Origin of the sequence: Saccharothrix sp. NRRL B-16348 (assembly GCF_001280085.1) — a bacterium.
Classification (GTDB): domain Bacteria; phylum Actinomycetota; class Actinomycetes; order Mycobacteriales; family Pseudonocardiaceae; genus Actinosynnema.
On the sequence record NZ_LGED01000269.1, the window covers coordinates 1 to 21536 of the forward strand.

General features: G+C 69.3%; 30 protein-coding genes and 2 tRNA genes. 19 read left to right on the forward strand and 13 right to left on the reverse strand.

The annotated features are described in order from the left end of the window. Window positions 1-527: 527 nt before the first annotated feature. Window positions 528-956, reverse strand: a complete 429-nt coding sequence (locus ADK67_RS44785) for an NUDIX hydrolase (RefSeq protein ID WP_053722977.1) — start codon at window positions 954-956, stop codon at window positions 528-530. Between the two features lie 71 nt (window positions 957-1027). Between ADK67_RS44785 and ADK67_RS44790 the strand changes: the two genes are divergently transcribed. The 15 genes from ADK67_RS44790 to ADK67_RS44860 all read left to right on the forward strand — a co-directional run bounded on the left by ADK67_RS44790 (window position 1028) and on the right by ADK67_RS44860 (window position 10452). Continuing rightward, a complete protein-coding gene (locus ADK67_RS44790) occupies window positions 1028-1807 on the forward strand; it encodes a GntR family transcriptional regulator (protein ID WP_053722713.1) in 780 nt (259 codons plus the stop codon). Window positions 1808-1914: 107 nt separating this feature from the next. After that, entirely contained in the window at window positions 1915-2247 is a 333-nt protein-coding gene (locus tag ADK67_RS44795; protein WP_053722978.1) for a hypothetical protein, read from the forward strand. Between the two features lie 532 nt (window positions 2248-2779). Next, complete coding sequence (locus tag ADK67_RS44800) at window positions 2780-3076, forward strand: hypothetical protein (protein WP_157621600.1); 297 nt, start codon at window positions 2780-2782, stop codon at window positions 3074-3076. 15 nt (window positions 3077-3091) lie between these two features. Beyond that, entirely contained in the window at window positions 3092-3355 is a 264-nt protein-coding gene (locus tag ADK67_RS44805; protein ID WP_157621601.1) for a hypothetical protein, read from the forward strand. Between the two features lie 2 nt (window positions 3356-3357). Beyond that, entirely contained in the window at window positions 3358-3549 is a 192-nt protein-coding gene (locus tag ADK67_RS44810; protein ID WP_053722716.1) for a hypothetical protein, read from the forward strand. 434 nt (window positions 3550-3983) lie between these two features. Beyond that, a complete protein-coding gene (locus ADK67_RS44815) occupies window positions 3984-5021 on the forward strand; it encodes a cell division protein FtsK (RefSeq protein ID WP_231648680.1) in 1038 nt (345 codons plus the stop codon). Window positions 5022-5095: 74 nt separating this feature from the next. Next, on the forward strand, window positions 5096-5311 hold the full coding sequence (locus ADK67_RS44820) for a hypothetical protein (RefSeq protein WP_053722718.1): 216 nt from the start codon (window positions 5096-5098) through the stop codon (window positions 5309-5311). Next, on the forward strand, window positions 5308-5748 hold the full coding sequence (locus ADK67_RS44825) for a hypothetical protein (RefSeq protein WP_157621602.1): 441 nt from the start codon (window positions 5308-5310) through the stop codon (window positions 5746-5748). Before ADK67_RS44820 ends, ADK67_RS44825 begins: the two co-directional genes overlap by 4 nt. Beyond that, window positions 5745-6023 carry a hypothetical protein gene (locus tag ADK67_RS44830; RefSeq protein WP_053722720.1) on the forward strand — a complete coding sequence of 93 codons (279 nt, stop codon included), beginning with the start codon at window positions 5745-5747 and terminating at the stop codon, window positions 6021-6023. The genes ADK67_RS44825 and ADK67_RS44830 overlap by 4 nt, the downstream gene beginning before the upstream one ends. Beyond that, window positions 6020-6376: a hypothetical protein gene (locus tag ADK67_RS44835; RefSeq protein ID WP_157621603.1), complete on the forward strand. Its 357-nt coding sequence runs from the start codon at window positions 6020-6022 to the stop codon at window positions 6374-6376. The genes ADK67_RS44830 and ADK67_RS44835 overlap by 4 nt, the downstream gene beginning before the upstream one ends. Before the next feature lie 56 nt (window positions 6377-6432). Continuing rightward, on the forward strand, window positions 6433-6786 hold the full coding sequence (locus ADK67_RS44840; RefSeq protein WP_053722722.1) for a hypothetical protein: 354 nt from the start codon (window positions 6433-6435) through the stop codon (window positions 6784-6786). A gap of 5 nt (window positions 6787-6791) precedes the next feature. Beyond that, window positions 6792-7622 (forward strand): hypothetical protein, encoded by an 831-nt coding sequence (locus ADK67_RS44845; RefSeq protein ID WP_231648681.1) that lies wholly within the window; start codon window positions 6792-6794, stop codon window positions 7620-7622. 141 nt (window positions 7623-7763) lie between these two features. Continuing rightward, window positions 7764-9101 (forward strand): replication initiator, encoded by a 1338-nt coding sequence (locus tag ADK67_RS44850; protein WP_053722724.1) that lies wholly within the window; start codon window positions 7764-7766, stop codon window positions 9099-9101. Next, window positions 9098-9277 carry a helix-turn-helix transcriptional regulator gene (locus tag ADK67_RS44855; RefSeq protein ID WP_053722725.1) on the forward strand — a complete coding sequence of 60 codons (180 nt, stop codon included), beginning with the start codon at window positions 9098-9100 and terminating at the stop codon, window positions 9275-9277. The genes ADK67_RS44850 and ADK67_RS44855 overlap by 4 nt, the downstream gene beginning before the upstream one ends. Continuing rightward, complete coding sequence (locus ADK67_RS44860; protein WP_053722726.1) at window positions 9277-10452, forward strand: site-specific integrase; 1176 nt, start codon at window positions 9277-9279, stop codon at window positions 10450-10452. Before ADK67_RS44855 ends, ADK67_RS44860 begins: the two co-directional genes overlap by 1 nt. 67 nt (window positions 10453-10519) lie before the next feature. Here the strand turns inward: ADK67_RS44860 and ADK67_RS44865 are convergent. The 3 genes from ADK67_RS44865 to ADK67_RS44875 form a co-directional block, all read right to left on the reverse strand. Then, window positions 10520-10594: transfer RNA gene (locus ADK67_RS44865), tRNA-Ile, on the reverse strand. Window positions 10595-10681: 87 nt separating this feature from the next. Further along, the gene (locus tag ADK67_RS44870) at window positions 10682-11527 is read right to left on the reverse strand and encodes an oxygenase MpaB family protein (protein WP_053722727.1); all 846 of its coding nucleotides are present in this window, start codon (window positions 11525-11527) and stop codon (window positions 10682-10684) included. Window positions 11528-11646: 119 nt separating this feature from the next. Beyond that, a tRNA-Asn gene (locus ADK67_RS44875) sits at window positions 11647-11718 on the reverse strand. A gap of 138 nt (window positions 11719-11856) precedes the next feature. Here ADK67_RS44875 and ADK67_RS44880 point away from each other — a divergent pair. Continuing rightward, window positions 11857-12087, forward strand: coding sequence for a hypothetical protein (locus ADK67_RS44880; RefSeq protein WP_053722728.1), 231 nt, complete (start codon window positions 11857-11859; stop codon window positions 12085-12087). A 45-nt stretch (window positions 12088-12132) separates the two neighbouring features. On the opposite strand, the gene ADK67_RS44885 is transcribed toward ADK67_RS44880, so the two are convergent. From ADK67_RS44885 to dnaG, 3 genes are read right to left on the reverse strand one after another with little or no spacing between them, the layout of a single operon-like run. Then, on the reverse strand, window positions 12133-12879 hold the full coding sequence (locus ADK67_RS44885; RefSeq protein WP_053722729.1) for a trans-aconitate 2-methyltransferase: 747 nt from the start codon (window positions 12877-12879) through the stop codon (window positions 12133-12135). A gap of 53 nt (window positions 12880-12932) precedes the next feature. Further along, on the reverse strand, window positions 12933-13451 hold the full coding sequence (locus ADK67_RS44890; RefSeq protein ID WP_053722730.1) for a hypothetical protein: 519 nt from the start codon (window positions 13449-13451) through the stop codon (window positions 12933-12935). After that, entirely contained in the window at window positions 13451-15346 is a 1896-nt protein-coding gene (gene dnaG / locus ADK67_RS44895) for a DNA primase (protein WP_053722731.1), read from the reverse strand. Before dnaG ends, ADK67_RS44890 begins: the two co-directional genes overlap by 1 nt. On the opposite strand from dnaG, the gene ADK67_RS44900 reads away from it, so the two are divergent. Continuing rightward, on the forward strand, window positions 15333-16280 hold the full coding sequence (locus ADK67_RS44900) for a sigma-70 family RNA polymerase sigma factor (protein ID WP_053722732.1): 948 nt from the start codon (window positions 15333-15335) through the stop codon (window positions 16278-16280). The genes dnaG and ADK67_RS44900 overlap by 14 nt on opposite strands. A gap of 6 nt (window positions 16281-16286) precedes the next feature. Here the strand turns inward: ADK67_RS44900 and ADK67_RS44905 are convergent, their stop codons facing one another. Both ADK67_RS44905 and ADK67_RS54955 read right to left on the reverse strand, forming a co-directional pair. Then, a complete protein-coding gene (locus ADK67_RS44905) occupies window positions 16287-16856 on the reverse strand; it encodes a carboxymuconolactone decarboxylase family protein (RefSeq protein ID WP_053722733.1) in 570 nt (189 codons plus the stop codon). Window positions 16857-16916: 60 nt separating this feature from the next. Then, on the reverse strand, window positions 16917-17045 hold the full coding sequence (locus ADK67_RS54955; protein WP_269436181.1) for a serpin family protein: 129 nt from the start codon (window positions 17043-17045) through the stop codon (window positions 16917-16919). 91 nt (window positions 17046-17136) lie between these two features. On the opposite strand from ADK67_RS54955, the gene ADK67_RS44910 reads away from it, so the two are divergent. Next, window positions 17137-17574: a helix-turn-helix domain-containing protein gene (locus tag ADK67_RS44910; protein ID WP_231648683.1), complete on the forward strand. Its 438-nt coding sequence runs from the start codon at window positions 17137-17139 to the stop codon at window positions 17572-17574. A gap of 64 nt (window positions 17575-17638) precedes the next feature. Beyond that, window positions 17639-18226 (forward strand): PIN domain-containing protein, encoded by a 588-nt coding sequence (locus ADK67_RS44915; RefSeq protein WP_053722734.1) that lies wholly within the window; start codon window positions 17639-17641, stop codon window positions 18224-18226. A gap of 41 nt (window positions 18227-18267) precedes the next feature. Here the strand turns inward: ADK67_RS44915 and ADK67_RS44920 are convergent, their stop codons facing one another. From ADK67_RS44920 to ADK67_RS44935, 4 genes are read right to left on the reverse strand one after another with little or no spacing between them, the layout of a single operon-like run. Further along, entirely contained in the window at window positions 18268-19314 is a 1047-nt protein-coding gene (locus ADK67_RS44920) for a serpin family protein (RefSeq protein ID WP_053722735.1), read from the reverse strand. Continuing rightward, window positions 19293-19544, reverse strand: a complete 252-nt coding sequence (locus ADK67_RS44925) for a hypothetical protein (protein WP_157621604.1) — start codon at window positions 19542-19544, stop codon at window positions 19293-19295. Before ADK67_RS44925 ends, ADK67_RS44920 begins: the two co-directional genes overlap by 22 nt. Before the next feature lie 20 nt (window positions 19545-19564). Then, window positions 19565-20827 (reverse strand): deoxyguanosinetriphosphate triphosphohydrolase, encoded by a 1263-nt coding sequence (locus tag ADK67_RS44930; RefSeq protein ID WP_053722737.1) that lies wholly within the window; start codon window positions 20825-20827, stop codon window positions 19565-19567. 18 nt (window positions 20828-20845) lie between these two features. Further along, window positions 20846-21484 (reverse strand): YdcF family protein, encoded by a 639-nt coding sequence (locus ADK67_RS44935; protein ID WP_082404792.1) that lies wholly within the window; start codon window positions 21482-21484, stop codon window positions 20846-20848. Window positions 21485-21536 lie beyond the last annotated feature (52 nt).

Here is a 21536-nt window from a genome sequence, read left to right on the forward strand (position 1 = left end):
CGCGAAACTCCTCAAACGCCCCCACCACGTCACAGTCCGCCATGCCGGCCCGCCCCACCTGCACATCTTCACCAACACCGCCTAACTAAACGGCATTGGTGTCAAGGGGGCACACCTTCCGTCCATTCTGGACTGTTGGGCTGGGCCTGCCCCCTTGACACGTGTGGTTGCCCTCGTGGAGGTGGGCGGGATGACACGAAACCCGGTCCCCGCTGGTTCGCGAGCTGTCACGGCGGTCTCGGTCATCCTGCTGGCCTGCCCGTCCGGCGAGGACATGATCTTTCGGGTTTGCGGACCCTGGCGGGGTCGGTCGGCCGCTGTCCCGCTCGCCCGGTCCGGCCCTACCTCCCGTCGCCGGGCGCGGGTGGGTGGCCGAAGGCCGGGCCCCGCCCGCTTGCCCGAGCGACACAAGGACGGGGCCGAAAAGGACCTGGCGAGCGGGGAGGACAGAGCGCGGCCGAGCGGCCCCGCCAGGGGCCGCCTTGATGAAGAAAAGAAACTCTGAACACGCGCGCGACGGCGGCAGGTCAGGCCGGCAGAAGGTTCACGCCGTCGTGGACGCGGTGCTGGGTCTGCTGCTCGAAGGCGTCGAATACGCGGATGGCGTACGCCGGGTCAAGATGCTCGCGGACCTCGTCGCGGGTCATCCAGCGAACGGCGCTCGCTTCATCCGTCGTCGTGGTGTTCATCGTCAACGGGCGACAACGGAAAACGAGAGCAACAACGCCGCGTGTGATGTTCTTGTAGACGCCGGTGAGTCGTTCGACCTCGACCGTGATGCCGCTCTCTTCCGCGATCTCACGCCGGACGCCGTCCTCAAAGGACTCGGCCAACTCCAGGACTCCGCCTGGAGCTTCCCAGTGTCCGTTGTCTCGGCGACGAATCACGAGCACGCGGTCACTGTCGTCCACCACGATGCCCGCGACGCTCACAGAGTGCTTCGGCGTGCCAGTCATCAACACCACTGCCCTTCGCTCGGCATGTGAAAGACTAGAACACATCTAGACAAGCTGCGAGGAGCGAGCGGATGCTACAGCTGGGCCAGGTCGACCGCGGCCTTGATCAGTCGCCTGCGAAGCAGATCGCCGCGATGCTCAGAGAGGCCGTGCGCTCGGGTGCGCTGGCGCCGGGCGAGCAACTGCCCTCCGAAGCCCAGCTCATCGAGCACTTCGGGGTAGCTCGGATGACCGTGCGGAACGCCCTTCAGGAGCTGCGCAACGAGGGCTTGGTGATGGCTGAGCACGGCAAAGGCACGTTCGTTCGCCCGATGCCGCCGGTTCGACGCATGGCCTCGGATCGGTTCGCACGCAAGCACCGCAAGGACGGCAAAGCCGCGTTCCTCGTGGAGGCGGACAAGGTCGGCTACCAGCCTGGCGTAGATCAAATCTCGGTGACGCGAGGGATCCCGCCGCGTGGCGTGGCCGAACGGCTGAGGCTCGAGCCAGACGCAGAGGTCGTGATCCGGGCACGACGGTACCTGGCCGATGGCCGGCCGGTGGAGACGGCCGTTTCCTACATCCCCGCAGCGATGGCGACCGGAACGCGGATCGAAGAACCTGACTCGGGGCCTGGTGGGATCTATGCCCGCCTTGAGGAGCAAGGCTACGTGCTGGACAAGTTCACCGAGGAAGTCGGCGCGCGGATGCCGACGCCTGATGAACGGCGGACGCTGGAGATCGGCGACGGCGTGCCTGTCCTGCTCGTGCTCCGGACCGCCTATGACACCGACGGAGTCGCGGTAGAGGTCTGTGACACGGTGAAGGTGGCACCTGCCTACCTGCTCGAATACGACTTCCCGGCCCGCTGACCCTTCGCAAAAGCAACGGATCTCTGCCGTTGGACTCCTCTAGACGTCTAGGCATGATGGAGTTGTCTAGAGGAGTACCCCGTGCTCCGCGATCAATGGAGGCAGACGTGCGAGACATCCCGGTGGTGTTGAGCGGTTGGCGGTTGATGGTGACGGAGGAGCCCGCGCTGAAGACGCGTGAGGTGGACGGCACCTCGGAGATCGTGACGGACCGGGACGGCGTGTCCCAGTTCGTGGTGTCGGTGTTCGCGAAGTCCAAGGGGCAGAAGGGTGAGGAGATCCGCGTGACCCTCGGGACGGACCCGGGTCCGGGTTTCGAGGACGGCACGTTGGTGGAGCTGGTGGGCGCGACGGTGTCGCCGTACAGCTTCAAGAACGGCAAGGGCGAGACCGTGTCCGGTCTGGCGTGGCGCGCAGCGGGCTTGAAGCCGCTCGGCTGATCTGTCCTGCGCTTGCCTGTCCGTTTCGAGAATCGGGCTCCTGTGGCCACGTGAACCGCACCGCTTCGTCGGAGTAGGCCGTGCTGCCGCGAGCGGGAGTTCCGTTTGTTCCTTGAGAATTCCACAGTGGATAGATCCATGCCGAAATTCGGCATAATGTGCCGAGATGTTCGGCGGTGCCAGGAATGTGGATGCCCTGGCACCTGCCGTGCGGCTCGCGGGCGTTAGTCCTTGCCGATGATGACGTGGACTTGAGTGCCGTATTCGGCGGCTATCTCATAGAGCCGGTTTACCGTGTCGACGGGGAGAGCGTCCCTGTCGGTTTCGATGATCCACGTTCCGGCACTTTTCTGAAAGATTGCTCCCGTTTCTTTGACGGCCTCTCTTTGTTCGTCCCATCGAGGCCCGTCCATGGGGCGAGTTTGATCCGGATGAGGTCGGTCCGTTCGTGTTCCTCCATGAAGGGGATCTTGCCACGTGATGTACGTGGTGGGCGTGGTCTCTTCGGGTGTTGTGAGCGAGGGGAGTTGTGATGGGTGGTTCGGACAAGCATGAGATGACGCGCGATGAGATCCGCGCGTTGTCCGAGGATGCGACACCGTTTTGGTACGGAGATGATCGTCAGACGATTGTAGCTTTGACGGTGCGCCCCGAGGGGGTGGAGGTGTCGCTGACGTGTTTCGCGACGGATGAGCAGTTGTCCACGGTTGTCGAGTGGAAGGAGTTCGACAACATCGCGGCTGACGTGCCGTCGGTGGTGGCGTCGGGTGCGCTGTCTCGTAAGGAAGGCCGGCCGATTCACATCAGACGGCCGATTGGAAGCGATTAACGGGAGGTGGATGTGGTGGAGATCGTGAACAAGGCGGCGCAGGAGAACTACGCAACGTTCCGGGCCGCGATCGTGTTGTTGCAGGAGACCGTGGACGAGCACGTGCGGGGGTTCATCGCGAAGGCGGAGGACGCGGACATCCCGGCGGACGCGTGGGCGGTGCCGGACGCGGATGAGCTGAAGTCGTTGTGCGACAAGGCGGTCCGTGAGATCGAGGAGTTCACGAAGGACGCGAAGAAGTACGAGGCGGAGCTGGTCTCGCGGAACTGGAGGGTCTGATCATGGCGGCTCGTTACGGCGCGGATCAGGCGGTCGACGCGATCGACCAGGCGATGAACCAGCTCAAGGAGGCGGTGGACGGGATGCCGTTCGCGCGGTTCCGCTTCACCGGTCAGCACAAGGCGGTGACCCGTGCGGTCGCGGACTTGGCGGTCGCGATGCAGGACGTGAAGCCGTATTTGAAGGATGTCTAGACCGCCGTCCGGCGGTGCGATTTCTTGCCAGGGGCCCGATCACGCCGAGTGTGGCTGGTCGGGTCCCTGGTTTCCAGGATCTAGTGAAATGGGGTGACTGTCATGCCGAAACCGACGCGTAGGCCGGGGTTGGAGTTCCGCGCGATCAAGTGGGGTTTCCAGCACCCCGGTATGGCGACGGTCCCGCCGGGTCTGGCCGCTGCGGTCGCGAAGAGCGCGGTGGAGTTGGGGTTGCCGACCACGGGCGGTCTCGTCGGCGGCGCGCTGCTGGGCGTGGCGGGTTGGTATCGGGGTCATCCGGCGTCGTTCGACCAGGTGGCCGCGCCGTGGCTGCGGGCGTTGCGTCGTCGGTGGCTGACCTACGTGGGGCGCCGGTGGGCGGACATCCTGATGGACTGCGACTGGTCACGGTCAACCGCCGTACCGACGCGATGGTGGTGCCCCGGATCCTGCGGGTGCGGTCGGCGTCGCCGTCGATCGACACGCTGCACGTGCGGCTCAACCGCGGGCAGACGCCGTCGTTGTTCGAGGAGCGCGCGGACGCCTTGGCGCACGCTCTGCTGGCGCAGCGGGTCGCGGTGGTGAAGATCAAGCCGCAGGTGATCGGCCTGGTGATCGAGCGGGAGAACCCGTTCGGCTCCGACCCGATCCCGGCGATCGACCTGCCGCACGCGGCCGACGAGGTCGACCTGGGCGCGATCGAGCTGGGCGACACGGAGTACGGCACGGCCTGGACCCAGTCGCTCCTCGGCCAGCACCTGTTCGTCGCCGGTGCCACGGGCTCGGGCAAGGGCTCGCTGTTGTGGTCGCCGTTGCGGGGCATGGCTCCGCTGCTGCGGGACCGTGTGGTGCTGCCGGACGTGATCGACCTGAAGGAGGGCATGGAGACCGAGATCGGTGCTCCGTTGTTCCACCGCCGGGCGATCGAGTGGGCCGATGCGGTGTCGGTGGTCGAGTCGTTCCGCGACGAGTTGAAGGCGCGGCAGGCGGTGCTGCGGGAGCAGGGTAGGCGGAAGTTCACGCCGTCGGTGGAGACGCCGTTGCGGCTGTTGCAGATCGATGAGCTGGGCATGATGACGTCCTACGGTCCGGCGTCCGAGGTGCGCGGTGTGCTCAAGCTGCTCTCGGAGATCATGACGCAGGGTCGGGCGGCGGGCTTCGGTGTGTGCGGCTACGTGCAGGAGCCGACGAAGGACACGGTCCCGGTCCGGGAGCTGTTCACCGCGCGGGTGTGCCTGTCGGTGACCTCGCAGAGCCAGGTGGACATGGTCCTGGGTGACGGGATGCGGCTGCGCGGTGCGCTGGCTGACGAGATCCCGCTGGACCCCGCGCACGCCGGGATCGGGTTCGTGGTGGAGCAGGGCTCCCGCAACCCGCTGCGTGTGCGCGCCTCCTTCCAGACCGACCAGGACATCCGCGACCTGGTCGCGTTCGTCACCTCGGGTCGTCCGCGCCTGCACGCGGTCGCCTGACCTCTCACACGTCTCTTGCGGCAGTTCCCGTTGCCGCGCAAGCACATCACGTGATCCGAAGTGGAGGAACAACCATGTGGAACCTGGGTATCCGGCTGTGGGCAGCGTGGCGGTTCGCGCTGTTCCTCGCCGTCGTGGGCGGGGTGCTGTTCGTCGTCTACCAGGTCAACGGCACCGGCGCCTTCTTCGTGTGGACGCTCGTGCTCGCCCTGTCCGGTGTGGTGGCGGTGTTCTACATCCTGCGGGACTTCGTCCGCCGTGAGGTCGAGCACCGACGCGGGCGGCTGTGATGGCCCGGATCCGCGCCCGTGGCGCAACCCGTGCTCCTCGACCGCGCGGCGGGATCGACCCCGGTCAGGCCGATCTGTTCGCCGATGACTGGAAGCGGTCCGCTGCCACGTCCGGGCAGAAGCCGGTGGCGGTGGCGGGGTTCGGCGGTACTCCGGACCTGGTGCCGCAGGTGCTCGCCGACATCACGGCCGGTTTGGTCGGACAGCTCGACCCGTCCGGCAGGGTGGTGGTGCTCGATGGTGACGGGCACTGCCGCCATGCCGATGACGACGTCGCCACGGTGGTGGAGTCGCTGATCAAGCAGCGCTACGCGGCCCAAGGCGAGTTCACCACTCAACTGCATGGCGTGATCCGCAAGAACGCCTACGTGCTGGCTCTGACGAACTCCGGCCACGCCATGCGTGCCCGCTGGTCGAACCTGCGGGGTGCCGGATGAGCCACGCCGACCGCTTCACCTTCGACCTGAAGCAGCCCACCCGTACTGCTGCGGCTGTGCTGGCCGAGCTGTCGAACCTGCGGCTGGTCGCCGGGTGGGCGGCCGAGTACGACGACCTGGTGCGTCGCTACGCCGACGACAACGGCGTGCTGCCCGACGGCAAGGCGGTCGAGGCGGCCGAACTCGCCCACAAGATCTACGTGGAGCTGTCCTGGGAGGCGGACCACTACCGCCGACTGTCCATGGAACACAGGGAAGGAACGCCACGCCGATGACGGGTCCGAACCTCGGAAGTTCCTCCCGCATCGTCGACGAACTTCCTCATGACCTGGTGCTGCTGATGGTGGAGGTGATGGACCTGGCCCGCGGCGGGGCCCTGTACATCCAGTCCAACGCCGTGTCGTCGACGGCCTGGTGCTGCTGGTCCCGCGAGTCGTCGTATCGCCTCAGCCCTGATCACGGCGCGGTCGTGGAGTGGCTGGAGTCGCGCGGCATGTTGTGGCTGGAGCCGCATCACCTGGGTTTCGACGACGAGTGCGAACCGATGGCAGTCGACCTTGTGTCACTGACCGACAACGGCCGCGACGGCTACGAGATGTTGATCGAGCGCCTGCGCACCGATGGCTGATCCGCCGTCGGGCAACCCGCTCGTCCACACAACACCGAATGGGAAGGAAACATCTGATGCCCGAGACGGGGAACATGCCGCCGCTGCCGGACTGGAAGAAGACCGATCCGCCGGACTGGATCAAGGACGATGTGGTCAAGATGCTGCGCGCAGCGATCGCTGACCGGCTCTACACCCGTCTGGGCAGCCCGGGTGGGCCGTCGGGATGGTTCTACGACCACGCGGAGCAGGCGCGACAGGCCACCTACGACGAGTCGGAGGTGATCGCCCTGTTGGAGGAGCACGGCTGTCTGATCGCGGGACAGACCCGCGTGCTGAAGGACGAGTCCGGCGAACCGTTCAACGCCGACCACCTGGAGATCACACCCGCCGGTCGCGAGCTGTTCGCGCGGCTCAACCCGACGAGGTGACACCGGTGCGGGCCGACGACTCCGACGGGATCGACGTTCAGGCGGGGGTCACGAAACGGGTCGTGGGCCTGCGCCGCAAGAAGGCCGAGTCGGCGCAACTGCGCGGCCTGGTGGACGACCCCGACATGGTGGCGGTGCGGATCGAGTCGCAACGCCGGTTGATCACGCGCGGCATGTGGTTCTTCCTCGCCCTGGGCCTCGGCTTCACCACCGCCGGGGTCCAGGACTTCCTCGCCGGTCACCGCTCGGTCACCGACCCGCTGTGGTGGGCGGCGTGGCTGGCCGAACCGATGCTCGCCGGGATTCTGATCATGTTGTTGGTGTTCGAGTCCGAGGTGCTGCACCGGGGCGTGCCGGTCGACTCCAAGTGGGTGGACTGGCTCAAGCGCGTCCTGCTCGGCTCGACGCTGTTCATGAACGTCTACCCCACGATCGCGGTGCGGGCCGGTGAGCGGTTCGAGGTCGGCAACCTCGCCATCCACGTCATGGTGCCGGTCGTGGTGTTCGGCGTCGCCGAGGTCATGCCCGTGATCCAGCAACGCATGAACCAGGCCATCACCGACGCCTACCGCGCCGCCAACACCACCACGCCCCGACCCGCACCGGCGCCCACCGCGGCTGCGGCACGGCCGGTCCAGGCGGCGTTGGCCACCGGTACCCGGCTCAAGCTGCCGGACCCGATCCGTGACGCGGTCAAGGCCAAGGTCGACCAGGTCGCCGCCGAAGGTCGCGTGCTGACCGCCGACGACGTCCGCCAGGCGGTGCGCGTCCCGGCCGATCTCGCGGACCGCATCGTCGCCGAAGTCGCGGCCCACAACGGGCACGCCTTCACCTGATCCACGGCAGGAACCCCTACCTGCCCTCATGAGCGGGGCACGGCCACTCCCCTGGCCGTGCCCCGTTTCTCGTCACGCTCCGTCTACCGACGCCAGCTGGCGTTCGTCACCACCTGTAACCACTGAAAGGAGGTGTCGTCTGTGCTGACCATGGAAGACCGCATCGCCGACCGGCTGCGCCGCGTCGACTACCGCACCTGGCGCGACAAGGTCACCGCGACCGGTGGTTGCGCCCAACCGATCCGGATGACCGGTGGCTGGCAGGTCCAGGACCAGGCCACCGGGGCACTACTGGACTGGCACGGCGGGGACGTGTTCATCCCCTGCGGCAACCGCCGTGAGTCCGTGTGTCCCTCGTGCTCCGACCGGTACGCCGCCGACGCCTACCACCTCATGCACGCGGGCCTGGCCGGTGGCTCCAAGGGCGTCCCGACCTCGGTCACGGAGAAGCCGCGCGTGTTCGCCACCCTGACCGCGCCGTCGTTCGGGCCGGTCCACAACCGGCGCACCACAAGCCGCGGTAAGACGCTGCCGTGCGCGTGCGGCACCTGGCACCACCCCGACGACCCCGCCATCGGCACGCCGCTGGATCCCGACACCTACGACTACGTCGGCTCGGTGCTGTGGCAGGCCAACGCCGGGGAACTGTGGCACCGGTTCGTCACCACGCTCAAGCGTGAGCTGATGAAGGCGGCCGGTCTGCCGGTGCGCGAGTTCAAGGACCACGCGCGGCTCTCGTACGCCAAGGTCGCCGAGTACCAGCGACGCGGCCTGGTCCACTTCCACGCCGTCGTCCGCCTGGACGGCCCGGACGGACCCACCGACCCGACACCGCAATGGGCGTCGGCGGAGCTGCTGGAGGCGGCCATCACCGGCGCCGCTCGTGCCGTCGCCCTGGACCAGGCGCTGCCGGACGGCACCGTGACCACACTGCGCTGGGGCTCGCAGGTCGACGTGCGGCGCATCCGCCCGACCAGCGCCCACGAGGTCGAAGCGGACGGCGAGATCAGCGAGTCCCGCCTGGCGGGCTACGTCGCGAAGTACGCCACCAAGGGCACCGGCAAGAGCGAGGCCGCCGACCGGCCGATCCGCTCCCAGCTCGACATCGACCACCTGCGGGTGCACGCCCACCACCGCCGGATCATCCAGACCGCCTGGGACCTCGGCGACCTGGAGTACCTGGCCAAGCTCAACCTGCGGCGCTGGGCACACATGCTCGCCTTCCGCGGCCACTTCCTGAGCAAGTCCCGCGCCTACTCCACCACCTTCAAAGCCATCCGGGGCGAACGCCGCGCGTTCCGCACCACCGAAATGCTCGACCAGCTCGGCCACGACCCCGGCTCGGTCCTGCTGGTCAACGACTGGACCTACACCGGCACCGGCTACGCCGACGATGCCGAACGCGAACTGGCCCTGGCCATCGCGGAACGAACCCGCGAACAGCGCAAACAACGGTACGAACAGGAGGTAGCAGCATGAGCAAGCTCTGGGGGATGAAAGAGGTCGCCGACTTCCTGGGCGTCCCGGTCAACACCCTCTACCAGTGGCGCAGCAAGAACTACGGGCCACCTGGCAAGCGCGTCGGCAAGTACGTGCGCTTCGTGCCCGACCAGGTCAAGGCGTGGTTCGAGTCGCTGCCGGACGGGATCGCGTGATGGCACGTCAACCGCTGCCGCTCGGCACCTACGGCACGATCCGCACTTATCAGGACTCGGCGGGTTGGCGTGCGAGAACGAACTTCCGCGACTTCGACGGGGTCACCCGGCCGGTGGAACGCCGGGGCAGGACACAAGCGGCGGCGATTCGGGCGCTGAAGAAGGCACTCGCAGAGCGCACGACCCCGGTCGACTCGGAGGGCATTACGCCGGACATGCGGTTTCGCACGGCCGCTGAGCTGTGGTTGAGGGAGTTCCAACGGGCCGTTGACGCGGGCAAGCGGTCGTCCACATCGAAGGAGACCTACGAGAACAGGCTCAACGGCCTGGTGCTGCCCGCGATCGGTGACCTTCGGGTTCGTGAGCTGACGGTGCCTCGGCTGGGCAGGGTGGTGGCTGCGGCGCAGGATCTGCACAGCTCGGCCACCGCCAAGACGGTCCGCACGATCCTGTCCGGCGTCTGCGGCCTGGCCGTCCGGCACGGCGCCCTTCCGGTCAACCCGGTGCGAGACGTAGAACGCCTGGAGGGCCGGAAGGTGCGGGCTCGGGCGTTGTCGCTGGACGAGCTGGCCGACCTCCTGGCCAAGCTGGACACCGACGAGACCGCCGTTCGTCACGACCTGCCGGACCTGGCGCGCTGGTACGCGGGCACTGGGGAACGGACCGGGGAAGGACTGGCGGTGCAGTGGCACCACCTCGACCTGGAAGCCGGGACGGTCGACTGGGGCGGCAGCCTGATCCGCGTCAAGGGCCAGGGCCAGCGGATCAACCAGGGCAAGACGGACGTGTCGGAACGCGCGTTGCCGCTGCCCGGATGGCTGGCTGCCGTCCTGCGTGAGCGGCGCGCCAGGCTCGCCGAACGCTTCGGGGTCGCGGAGAAGGACCTGGCCGGACCGGTGTTCCCGAACTCGCTCGGCGGCCTCCGCGACAAGCACAACACGCTTGCCCGCTGGCGTGAGTTCCGGGAACGAGCGGGCTACCCGTGGGTGACTTTCCGGACCTTCCGGAAATCGGTGGCGACGATCTTGGACGAGGCGGGGCTGACCGGTCGGCAGATCGCTGACCAGCTCGGACACTCCAAGGTCAGCACGACCCAGGACGTCTACATGGCGCGCAGGGTGACCAGCCGCAAGGCGGCCGACGCGCTGGAGGCGGTTAAGGGGTTCCGCCCGTAAAGTGGGGCAAAAGGGTGGCGTTGATCATGCTCCGATTCAACGCCACCCCTCTGACCAGCTCGAACAGTGGGGCGGGTGGGGTTCGAACCCACGACCTGACGGATTATGAGTCCGCTGCTCTGACCGGCTGAGCTACCGCCCCCCTGACGTGCGGTTCCGGAGGGTACAGAGGGTGGTTGCCCGGCGTCTCGACAACCCGGGCGGCGTGACCAAGCTGTGCACTGGCGGACTACGGGGCTCCGAGGTCGGCTGGGCGGTAGCCCGTCGGGTAGCCCGGGTAGCTGCGGTTCTTCGGGTCGTTGGTCAGGCGGGGTGTCCTGCGAGGCGGGAGGAGGCGGACGGTGGTGGCGCGGGCGCGCAGGGCCGTTCGCGCGGCTCTGGTGAGCCACGCCGGCTGTGCAGGGAAGCCGAAGGCGGTGAGCATCGGCCCGTCGAGCATCGCCAGCACCGCGCGGGACGTCAGCGCAGGTGGCGCCGGGTACCAGGAGCAGAACAGGTCCAGCGTGTACTGGCCGATGGCGCGGTTGGTGTCGCTGTAGGTGAAGTGCTGCTCCTCGTACTCGCGCTTGAACGCCAGGTAAGCGGAGTAGGTGGGTGGCAGCTCCTTGATGCCCATCCGGACGCCCACGGCGGAGTAGAAGTGGAACGCGGCCAGCCGCTCGTGGTCGGTCAGGGGCCGCCAGCCGTACCGGGTGATCCACTCGATCGGGTCGAAGATGAACGTCGACAGCACGTACCGCATGTCGTCGTTCGAGATCTCGTACCGGCCGTGCAGCCGGTTGACCACGCGCAGTGCTTCACGGCCCCGCGGCGAGTCGTAGCCGTGCTCCACCATCTCGGCCATCAGCAACGCCGTGTCGTCGTACCGCCGCTGCGGCCGGCGCTCGAACTCGCCCGTCTTCGCCAGCAACGCCGAGATCGACGGCACGCAGTAGGTCCGGAACAAGGCGAACTCCAGCGACCGCACGTAGTCCCACGGGAACTCGTACCCGGACGAGACGCGCATGATCTCGACGTGGTCCCGTTCCGGGTCGAGCGACGTGATCCGGCGGCGGTTGGCGAAGCGGTCGGCCATGCGGCTCAGCCTGCCCCAAGAAACCGGCCCGGACGGTGTGACAATCGGGTGACTCGGGGGTACCCGGCCACCATGAGACGACAAAACCCCAGGCCGGTGGACCTGGGGCTGCCATCGCGCTCCCCCTACTGGATTCGAACCAGTAACCCTTCGATTAACAGTCGAATGCTCTGCCGTTGAGCTAAGGGGGAATGTTCTGTTGTAGGCCGGGCCTCTCGGCCCGACAGCACGTAACTCTAGCGCATCAGGAACAGTGCTCGCGCACACCCCCCTCCTCGTGCGGTAGGAAGGGGTGTGACCAGGCACGATCTCCAGGAGAGGACCACCTCATGAAGGGCATCCTGCTCGGCGCCGCCGTCGGCTACGTCCTAGGGGCGCGCGCCGGACGCCAGCGCTACGACCAGATCGTGCGCGCCTACCGCTCCTTGGCCGACCACCCGGCCGTCCAGGGAGCGGCGGGCATCGTGCGCGCCAAGGTGGGCGAGAAGACCGGCTTCGGCCGGCACCAGCCCCACGCCAACGGCCACCGGCGCGACCCCGTCATCCCGCGCGCCAACTGACGCACGGACGCCGGAGTCGCCCTCGTCACGAGGGGGCGGCCCCGGCTACGGCACCCGGGCCACGGCGAAGACCCGGCGGAACGGGAACCAGGTCGTGCCGTCCGATCGCCGCGGGTACGCCTCACGCAGCAGCGGCGCCAGCTGACCGCGGAACGCCGCCCAGTCGCGGTCGTCCAGCGCCGCCCGGATCGGCCGCAGCGCCGTCCCGGTGATCCACTCCAGCACGGCGTCCTCCCCTTCCAGCCGCTGCAGGTACGTCGTCTCCCACGCGTCCACCGCACAGCCGTCGAGCACCTCGGCGTACCCCTGCGGATCGAGCACCGGCGACGGCCGCAGCAGCCCGTGCAACGCGGGCCACGCCTCGGCGACCAGCGAGCGCACCAGCTCGTGCGACGGCCCGGAGAAGTTGCCCGGCACCTGCATCGCGAGCCACGCGCCGGACGGCAGCGCGCGCACCCACGTCCGGAGCAGGTCCTCGTGCCCCGGCACCCACTGCAGCACCGCGTTGGTCACCACCACGTCGGTGTCCGGCTCGGGCGCCCACGTCGCCACGTCGCCGACCCGCGCGTCCACTCCGCGCGCCCGCGCGGCCGAGACCATCTCCGGTGACGAGTCCAGCGCCTCCACCACGGCCGACGGCCAGCGCTCGGCCAGCGACGCGGTCAGGTTCCCCGGGCCGCAGCCCAGGTCGACGACCCGCCGCGGCGACGTGGCGCCGACCCGTGCGACCAGCTCGTGGAACGGCCGCGACCGGTGGTCGGCGAACGCGAGGTACTTGCCCGGATCCCACATGTGCGCACCCCCAGTAACAGTACGAACGTACTGCTACCGTACGCCGGGAACGGTCACCCGCGCAGCTTGGCGATCTTCGCCGCCACCGACGCGGCGACCTCGCGGACCCGCTCCACGTCGACGCCGGGATCGGGACGCACCTGGAGCACCACGCCGTCCCGCCCGGTGACCTTCCGCTGCACGAACCACGCGCCGACCGTCGCGTTGTGCTCCCGCGACTTGATCGACCCGGTCACGCGCTCGTGCACGACCTCGGGCACCTTGCCCGGCGTCTCCAGCGGGAACCGCCGCGGCGCCAGGTCGCGCAGCAGCACGGCCTCGCCCGCCGTGCCCTCCTCGACGGCCTCGATCACCGCCAGCGCGTTGCCGGACCACGTCGCCTTGCTGATCAGGTGCCACCCGACCCGACGCGGACCGGGCTCCTCCGCGCCCGGCACCCACAGCCCGTGCGACGTCGCCACGAGCCACTCGGAGCCGACCGGCGCGGACGCCAGCACGACCTCGTCGGCCTCCAACGCACCGGTGAACCCCTCGGGCGCGCCCGAGCCGAAGATCCTCCGGAACAGCTTCATCACAGCCCGCCTGCCGCTTGTTGGCCCAACGCCTTGTGGTAGTCCTCCAGCGCGATGAGGTCGCCGAACAGGGCCCGGTACTCGTCGGGCTCCTCCACCGGCGACACCCGCCGCAGCCGGGACTTGATCTCGGTGATCTGCCCGGCGACCAGGATCTGCTGCAACCGCGCCAGCACGCCCTGCACGTACCGGTACTCGTCGTCCGCCTTGACCCGCAGCTGCTCGACGGACAGCTCGGTCAGCACCGACCGCACCGCCTGCTGCTTGCACGCCTGCGACACCGCGTCCAGGAACGCCGGGCCCGACAGCCCGGACGACGCGCCGCCCGCCTCCCGGATCGCCTGGTGCAACGCCAGGTACGCGGGGTGCGTGAACGCCTCGTCGGGCAGCGAGTCGTAGTACGGCCCGGCCATCTCGGGCAGCTGCAACGCCGCCTTCAACGCCTCCCGCTGCGCCCACAGCGCCGGGTCGCGCGGGTCGGGGCGCGTCGGCCCGTCCACGTCCACGGCCAGCGCGCCCTGGTTCGGGTCGACGGGCGCGGCACGCCGTGCCGGCGCGGGCGCACGGCCGGTCGCCGTCTCGCGCACCCGGCGCACCACCGCCGCCTCGTCCTCCCAGCCGACCCACCAGGCCAGCCGGGTCGCGTAACCGTCCCGCTTGGCCCGGTCCTTGATCTGGGCCACGAACGGCACCATGACCTTCAGCGCCTCGACCCGGCCGTCCACCGAGTCGAGGTCGTAGTCCTTCAGCCGCGTCTTGATGGCGAACTCGAACAGCGGCGTGCGGCGGGCCACCAGGTCGCGCACGGCCACGTCGCCCTTGTCCTGCCGCAGCTCGCACGGGTCCATGCCGTCCGGCGCGATCGCGATGTAGGTCTGCGCGGAGAACGCCTGCTCGCCCTCGAACGCCTTCAGCGCCGCCTTCTGCCCGGCCGCGTCGCCGTCGAAGGTGAAGATCACCTCGCCGTTCATCGAGTCGTCGATGAGCAGCCGGCGCAGCACGTTCATGTGGTCCGCGCCGAACGCCGTGCCGCAGGACGCGACCGCCGTGGGCACGCCCGCCAGGTGCATGGCCATCACGTCGGTGTAGCCCTCGACCACCACGGCCTGCCTGCGCTTGGCGATCTCCCGCTTGGCCAGGTCCAGCCCGAACAGCACCTGCGACTTCTTGTAGATCGGGCTCTCGCTGGTGTTGAGGTACTTGGCCTGGATCGGGTCGTCGTCGAAGATCCGGCGGGCGCCGAAGCCGACGACCTCGCCGCCCATGTCCCGGATCGGCCACAGCAGCCTGCGGTGGAACCGGTCGATCGGGCCCTGCCTGCCCTCCTTGGTCAGCTGGGCCTTGATCAGCTCGGTGAGCTCGAACCCGCGCCCGAGGAGGTGCTTGGTGAGCTTGTCCCAGCCGCCGGGCGCGAAACCGCAGCCGAACTGCCGTGCCGCCGCCTCGTCGAAACCGCGTTGCGCCAGGAACTCCCGTGCGGCCAGCGCGTCCGGCGTGGCCAGCTGCTCGGCGTAGAACTCGGCGGCGACCCGGTGCGCCTCGATGAGCCTGCTGCGGGTGCCCCGGTCGCGCTGGACGGTCGCGCCGCCGCCCTCGTAGGTGAGCTGGATGCCCGCCCGGTCGGCCAGCCGTTCGACGGCTTCCACGAACCCGAGGTGCTCGATCTTCATCACGAACGCGATGACGTCGCCGCCCTCGCCGCAGCCGAAGCAGTGGAACGTGCCGTGCGAGGGGCGGACGTTGAACGACGGCGACTTCTCGTCGTGGAACGGGCACAGGCCCTTCAACGCGCCGGCGCCGGCTCCGCGCAGGGAGACGTGGTCACCCACGACCTCGTCGATCCGGCTCCGGTCACGCACCAATGCGACGTCGCTCTCCCGGATGCGTCCTGCCACGTCGAGCGAGTCTAGTGCTGGCAGACTGGTGCCCGTGACCACCGGCGAGCAGACCCTGGCCTCGACCTTCACCGGCCACCGCTCCCACCTGGTGGGCGTGGCCTACCGGCTCACCGGCAGCGTCTCGGACGCCGAGGACGCGGTGCAGGAGGCGTGGCTGCGGCTGGCCGGTCTGGGCGAGCAGGCCCGTGCCGAGATCCGGGACCTGCGCGGTTGGCTGACGACCGTGGTGGGCCGGATCTGCCTGGACCGGCTGCGGTCGGCGGCGGTGCGGCGGGAGCGGTACGTCGGGCAGTGGCTGCCCGAGCCGCTGGTCACCTCGGGCGAGGACGACCCGCTGGACGCGGTGGTGCGCGACGACGGCGTGCGGTTGGCGGCGTTGGTGGTGCTCGACCGGCTCACGCCCGAGCAGCGGGTGGCGTTCGTGCTGCACGACGCGTTCGGCGTGCCGTTCGCGGAGATCGCCGACGCCCTGGGCTGCACGGTCGCGACGGCCCGTCAGCACGCCTCACGTGGGCGCAAGGCGGCGGCCGACGCCGATCCGCCGCCGCGGGTGGCGCTGGAGGAGCAGCGCGAGGTGCTCGAGCGGTTCCTCCGGGCCCTGGCCACCGGCGACGTCGACGCGGTGATCGGCCTGCTGCACCCGGACGTGGTGCTCGTCGGCGACGGCGGCGGCAAGGCCAAGACCGCGGCCCGCGTCATCAGCGGCGCGGACAAGGTGGCGCGCTTCGTCCTCGGCCTGCTGCGCCGGTACGGCGCGGTCGAGGGGCGGCCCGCGCTGGTCAACGGCGACGTCGGGCTGGTGTTCGGCGCCCAGGGCGAGCTCACGCCGAGGGTCGAGGCGGTCGTGGTGCGGGACGGCAAGGTGGCCGGCGTGTACGACATGTCGAACCCGGACAAGCTCGGCCACGTGCCGTTCCCCGCTGGTTCCTGACACCGCCTACGGCAGCGGCACCCGGCAGGCGTCACCCGAGGTGAAGCCCTGGTCGGTGATGCCGAACGCCGAGTTGAACCGGCCGCGCTGGTTCTCCAGCGCGATCAGGTAGGTCAGCTCGACCAGCCCCTGGTGGCCCAGCCGCCGGTCGAGTTCGGCGACCTGCTCGTCGGTGACGGCGGTCGGGGTCTCGGTCATCGCGTCGGCGTAGGCGAGGGCCAGCTTCTCCAGCTCGGTGTACTTGTCCGAGGTCCGGTAGTCGTGGATCTCCTTGAGCCGGTCGATGTCCAGGCCCTCGTGCTTGATCAGCATGGTGCCGAAGTCGACGCACCACGAGCAGCCGAGCTTCACCGCGGTCAGGTAGACCACCAGCTCGCGCAACGACACGGGCAGCGTCTTGGCGGCCTTCTCCACGGCCATCTCGTGCCGTGCGCTCGCGACGAACAGCCGCTGGTGGTGCGCGGCCACCGTGAACGGCTCCGGCACCGCGCCGAACCGCTTCTTGGCGAACCGGTAGGCGAACTTCACCAGCGGGTTGGCCTGCTTGGTCGTGACGACCGGGATCCTGGGTGCCATGTCCCCTCCTCGTTTCGGGTCTTCACCCGGTGGACGAGGAGGGCCGCCGAGACGTGACAGCTACGGCTTGGCGACTTGGGCGAGGAAGAAGATCGCGCCCGTGTCGGCGTGCCGGACCAGTAGCAGGTACGGCCGGTCGACGCGGACCGTGCGGGCGGGTTCGGCCGGGATGAACGAGGTTGCATCCACACAACGGGCGTGGTTCGATGAAGACATGTTGCACATATAAGTGCAACGACGATCGGTTGTAAGTGCAGCCCTTACTGAGGGAGTGGTGGCAGTGTCGACGGTAGTGGCCACGGCTGATCGTGATGTCGTGCTGGCGGACGAACGCGACCAGCGGCAAGCACAGGCGCTGATGACCCAGCTCCCCTCCCGCGGTGCTCGATTCACCGCCTTGACCGAGGCGCGAGGCGAAGCCGTCCCGGTGCCGGACGAGTTGTCGGCGATCATCGCCCAGGTCGTCCAGGCCGTGGCGCAGGGGCACGTCGTCACCGTCAGCGCGATGCCGGAGGAACTGACGACCACCGCCGCGGCCCAACTACTGGGCATCTCGCGCCCGACCTTGATGCGCAAGATCGACGCCGGTGAGATTCCCTCGCACAAGGTCGGCTCGCACACCCGCTTGCGAACGGCCGACGTCCTGCAGGAGCGACATGCGCGCCGGCAACGCCAGTTGGCCGCATTCAATGAACTACGAGCCCTGGAAGACGAATGACACTCGCCTTGCGAACTGTTGCCCCGGCCACACCGAGGACCTGGTCGACAGTTAGCCTCTCGCGGTGGCACCCACGAGAGTCTTCGTCGATGCGAATGTGCTGTACTCCCGCACTCTGCGAGACTGGCTCGCACTGTTGCAATTGAGTTCATCCGGGGAGGTTTATACCGTCTACTGGACGGAGGACGTGCTTGCGGAGACGATCTACCGGCTACGTCGAAACCATCCGGAATGGAACGGCGCGAAGATCACCTCAATACGCGATCGAATCGCCGGTACTTTCGAGGGAGGCAGGGTCGAGGACTTCTCCGTTGACGACTCGTTCCCTGGTGGGGACGGCGACGACCGGCACGTGCACGCTGCGGCCGTGGCCTGCCGGGCGGATATCGTCCTGACCGCCGACAGCGGTTTCACCATCTCCGGCCGAGAGCCGGACTCGATGCCCTATGAGGCTTACAAACCTGACGACTTTTTCGTGTTGGTCGACGACAGCGCGCCAGCCCTGGTGCAGCTCGTGACCCGCGAGCAAACGATGTACTGGATTCAGCGGAGCACCCGTGCCGACTTGGCGGGCCAGCTCATTGCGGCGCAGTGCCCCCGGTTTGCCGAACGGGTGAGGACCTATCAAGGGAAACTGTCGCTCCCGGGCTGAACCCGGACCTGTGCTGCTTGAATCTATTGCACCTCGCCAACTCACGGCTTGGCGACTTGGGCGAGGAAGAAGATCGCGCCCGTGTCGGCGTGCCGGACCAGCAGCAGGTACGGCCGGTCGACGCGGACCGTGCGGGCGGGTTCGGCCGGGATGAACGAGGTCATGCGCATCACCACGGCGGTCGCGGCGGCGCCCTCGAAGCCCTGCTCGTCCAGCCTGAGCACGGCCTCGTGCACCACGTCGTCCACGTAGAGCCGCGGGTCGGGGCTCAGCCCGGTGAGGTCGGCGTTCCGGCCGAACATCGTGCGCACGCCGACCTGCTGCAACGACTCGGCGAGCGAGACGTTCACGGACAGCTTCAGCTTGGGCAGGAACAGCTCGATCCGGTCGTGGTCCAACGCCTCCAGCACCTCGGGCACGCCTTCGGTGCCGCCGAGGTCGCCGTCCGGCAGCAGCACGACCGCCTCGACACCGCCGCGCGCGGGCAGCGCCACGGCCTGCCACCCGTCACGTTGCGCATACCGCATGTTGCCCTCGCGGCGCATGGTGGCGACGGTCCCCGCGCCGCGGAACGGCAGGTCGGCCGTGTCGTGCTCGGGGAACTCCTCGCTCCACGCGCACTTCAGGTACAGCGCGTTGACCAGCGTCGCGACCGTGTCGGACGTGATCGCGCCGGCGGCCAGCAGCTCGGGGATCAGCCCCCGGGTCGTCTCGGCCACGTCGGCGTTGATGAGCTTGCGGGCGCCTTCCGGGTCACCGGCGAACGGCGCGGAGCGGGCTTTCGCGCCCGGCCACCCGGCCAGGTCGGTGAGGAAGCCCTCGTTGAGCGGCAGCTCGTCCCACGCCCACAGCGTGTTGGCCACGGCGAACTCGGCGTCGTCGCCCACCACCGCGCCCTTGAGCACCTTGGCGTGGTCCGCGCCGAGCAGCGCGACCAGTTCGGCCTCCGTCTCGCCACGGGCCGCCTGCGCCGTCATGCCGAGCGCGCTGGCCACCGAGTACGGCGACCAGCAGGCGTTGCGCGTGCGGTCGGGCGCGACGGCGTCGTGGAGGGTGAGGGCGAACGTCAGGTGCGCTCGATCAGGCACTGGGTCTCCTTAAGCGCTATGGGCTCGTCCGGGATCGGACGTTCGCCCGCGCCGCTCGTGGGTCCGAGCGGCTGGGGGTGGCGTGGTTCGCGCACCCCGGCGGAGCCGTCGTCGCCGGGCTCGTCGTCCCACCCGTCGTACGGGAACTCGGCACCGACGTGCACCGGGTCGCGGGTCGGTCTGCGCCACGGCCAAGGACGGCCTGGCGGTCTTCTGGACTCATCGGCCATGGCGTCGAGTGTGCCACCGGTCACAGGGGTTCGGGGGCGCTGTCGGCGAGCGCCCGCCGCCACGCCACGGCCTGGGCGTCGGTGAGCGAGGCGACCTGGTCGACCACGACGCGCAGCCGTTCGGCGTCCGTGCCGGCGGCGGCCCACGCGGGGTGGAACGCGGGGTCGAGGGTGTCCGGTGCGCGCACCAGCAGGAGGTGGACCAGCTCGGCGACCAGTTCGCGTTGCAGCGCCTGCATGGCCAGCCGCGACGGGTCGCTCATCACGTACCGGACCGCGACCGCCTTGAGCAGCGCCACCTCGGCCGCGACCCGGGGCGGCACGACCAGGTCGGCCTGGTAGCGGCTCAGCGGGCCGTCGCCGTGCACCTCGCGGGTCGCGCCCACGGCGGCGGACGCGAACCGGCCGACCAGCTCGCTGGTGAGCCGCTTCAACGCCACCTGGGCGCGCAGCGAGCCGTCGTACTCGGCCAGCTCGGCGATCACGGGCAGGCCGAGCAGGTCGGTGGCGACGCCTTCGAGCACGGACGTCGGCTCGTCGGAGAAGTGCTTGGCGGCCAGACCCGCGATGGCGGCGCGCTCCTCCGGGTCGCCGAGGGCGGCCAGGCTGATCCGGTGCGCCAGCACGCCGTCCTCCACGTCGTGCACGGAGTAGGCGACGTCGTCGGCCCAGTCCATGACCTGCGCCTCCAGGCACCGCTTCCCCTCGGGCGCGCCCTCGCGGACCCACGTGAACACGTCGAGGTCGTCGTCGTAGGCGCCGAACTTCACCATCCCGGGACGGCGGGTCCACGGGTACTTGGTGGCCGCGTCGAGGCACGCGCGGGTCAGGTTGAGGCCCTTGGCGGTCTTGGGTTCCAGCCGGGTGAGGATGCGCAGGGTCTGGGCGTTGCCCTCGAAGCCGCCGCACGGCCCGGCCAGCTCGTCGAGCGCGCGTTCCCCGTTGTGGCCGAACGGCGGGTGCCCGATGTCGTGGGCGAGGCCGGCGGTGTCGACCACGTCCGGGTCGCAGCCGAGCTCCTCGCCGATGCCCCGGCCGATCTGGGCGACCTCCAGCGAGTGGGTGAGCCGGGTGCGCGGCACGCCGGTCACCTCCGCGCCCTCGCCGGGGCCGACGACCTGGGTCTTGCCCGCGAGCCGGCGCAGCGCCGCCGAGTGCAGGACGCGGGCCCGGTCGCGGGAGAACGGCGAGCGGCGCTCGGTGCGCGCTCCGGGCAGCACCGCTGTCTTGGGCTGCTCGGGGAGCAGCCGCGCGGAGTCGTGCCCGGTGTAGCCCTGACTCATCGGCCCAGGGTAAGTGGTCTACAGCAGGATGCCGTCGAACGCGCCGGCCGGCGCCTTCATCAGGTGGTAGTAGAGCAGCGCGCCGGTCTCGCGGCGGATGTAGAACAGCTGGGTCTGGCGGGTCTGCACGTTCGGCCCGCTGCGGGTCGGCGACGTCCACGCGGACAGGCCCTCGTCCTCGGCCATCGTGCGGGCGCGCAGGGAGTGCCACGGGTCGCTGACGATCACGGCGGTGGTGAGGGACTTGGCGCGGGCGGCGGCGGCGAGCGCCCGGATGCTGCCCAGCGTGTCGGTGCCCTCGCCGACTTCGAGGATCCGGTCGGCGGGCACGTCGTGCGCCTCCAGCCACATCCGGCCGGCCTCGCCCTCGGTGAAGTTGTCGCCGGGCTGCCTGCCGCCGGTGGTGGCGATGTAGTTGACCACGCCCTGCTCGTACAGCCGGCGCGCGTGCTCCAGCCGTGCCTCCAGGACGTCGGACGGCACGCCGTTGAACTGGGCCGCGCCGAGGACCACGGCCATGTCGGCGTGGGCGCGGTCGTCCTCGCGGGCCACCTGCCACACGCGGAACGCCGTGCCGCCGACGACGAGGAGCCCGATCACGAGGCCGCCGAGGACGACGCGCGTGGCAAGCCTGCGGAGTCTCGGCAGGAACGTCACGCGGGGGATGATTCCACACCCGCTCGGGCGTGAGCGCTGCCAGGATCGCACG